A 2332-nucleotide genomic window follows, 5' to 3' on the forward strand; every position below is an offset into this window, starting at 1 on the left:
GGTAAACGGTCCTCAGTCCGGTGATACAGCGAGCAGGATTGCCATTGGAAGTTATTATAAATGTTACCATCAGATAGCTGCAAACGGAGGTGGTAACATGGTCAACCGCTATACACTGATGTATGATTTCAAAATTTTAAGCCTTGCCAACTGGCATACCTTTCATCAGACAGACACTACCAATACCAATGACGGTGAATGTTTCATACGCCCCAACAGTTCATCTACGCCCGGAGCCATCGGAGTGGGATACACAGGCTATTCGAATACCCGTATCAGTCCCGGAAGATGGTACAGACTGGTCATTTCGGTAAACCTTGGTCATTATTACCGCTATTATCTCAACGGTACCTTAATCCATGACGGTGACACCACTGATATTGATGTGGATGCACGTTTTGCCCTGACACCTCTCCTCTTATTTTTTGCCGACAACAATCAGGAAGATGACACCATAGATATTGCCTCACTGGCTATTTTCGATACCTGTCTCACCGATACACAGATAGCTGCCATCGGCACCTGCGATCCCTGTATATTAAACCCGGTCGTGGCAAAACTTGGCAATGACACCACCTTTTGCGAAGGCGGAAGTATTACACTTTCTGCTCCTGCAGGTATGAAAAAATATTTTTGGTCGGGCACTCAGGGCAATCAAAACCTGACGGTAAACCAGACTAAAGAAGTAGTTTTACAGGTGGAAGATAACAGGGGCTGTCTGAGTTCACCTGATACCATGAATATCAAAGTTTTATCTATTCCCAGGATCGATCTTGGAAAAGATACTGCTTTTTGCGATGGAAACAGTAAAATTCTGAATCCGGGTAATAATTTTGCCAAATACTTCTGGTCGGATCTTGACAGCTCTCCAACAAAAACAATTTCCCAATCAGATACTGTTTGGGTGAAAGTAATGGATTCAATGGGTTGCTGGAGTAAACCTGATACAATTATTATCAAAGTAAACCCTTTACCGGTTGTAAATCTGGGAAACGATACAGCAATATGTGATGGAAGCACCATTACCCTAAATGCCGGGCCTAACTTTAAAAAATATTTCTGGTCGAACAATACCAGCCAGCAAACGCTAAATGTTTCATCTGCAGGGACTTATAGTGTCTATGTGGTCGATTTCAACAACTGCCAGAGTCAGACGGATTCAATAAATATTACTGTTCATCAATTGCCGGTCATCTCCCTTGGAAAAGATACTTCTTTTTGTGATGGCGATTCATTACTGCTCGATTTAGGCTCCGGATTTAAAAACTATGTCTGGTCGAATGGATTTAAAGGTCAGAAACAAGCCATTTATCAGACTATTTACCTGACAGCAAGGGTTCAGGATGCCAAAACATTATGCTGGAGCAAGGATGATGACATCAATATCAATGTGTTCAGCCTGCCCGTTAAAAATCTTGGTCCCGACAGGGAGATCTGCGAAGGATTATCCGCTACCCTGGATGTCGGAAGTTATTTTAATGAATTTCAATGGTCCAACAATTTTCAGGGAAAAATGCTTGAAATCTTTACCAGTGATACGATTTGGTTAAAGGTTAAAGACCCTGTTAGCGGTTGCTGGAGCAAAGCCGATACGGTCATCATTGCCATGTTGCCTGCACCAGTTGTTAACCTTGGAGAAAACAAATCATTATGTGAAGGCGACAGCCTTGAACTTGATGCCGGTAATAATTTTCTGAAATATCAGTGGTCGGACGGAAAAAATGTTCAGAAACGCTGGATTTACAAAAATGCAAATCTTTGGGTGAAGGTTCAGGGACAAAACCAATGTTGGAGTAGGCCCGATACTATCTCAATCGTTTTTCATCCCAACCCGATCATACACCTTTCGCTGGATACAGGAATTTGTGAAGGAGACAGCCTTCTGCTGGATGCAGGAAACGGATACCATGATTATATTTGGGGTGATGGGTATTTCCAGCAGCAACGCCTCATCCGGAAAGCCCTGAAAACAACGATTTATGTTATTGATATTCAGGGATGCAAATCTAATACAGATAGCATACGGGTAGAAATTTTTCCATTACCTCAACCTTTCCTTGGAAACGATACAACCATCACACTGAAGGATACGCTGATTTTATCTCCCGGAAATCAGTTCGTTTCCTATTTATGGCAAAATGGGTCAGATGATCCTTTTTATCAGTTGGTTGCGGCTGAAACAGATACAGGAATACATTATTACTTTGTTAAGGTTTCAAACCAGCAAGGATGTGAAAACTCAGACACTATCAAAATCAGGATATATGATCCGGGTTCTGTTGCTGACTTGATCAACGGGAAGATCTTGATTTATCCCAATCCGGCCTCAGAC

1 protein-coding gene is annotated in these 2332 nt (G+C 42.2%); it reads left to right on the forward strand.

The window, feature by feature from the left end:
- Positions 1–2332, forward strand: a 2332-nt coding sequence (locus GX437_00305; GenBank protein ID NLJ06088.1) for a LamG domain-containing protein, incomplete at both ends; no start/stop codon positions are given.

Source organism: Sphingobacteriales bacterium (assembly GCA_012517435.1).
Classification (GTDB): domain Bacteria; phylum Bacteroidota; class Bacteroidia; order CAILMK01; family JAAYUY01; genus JAAYUY01.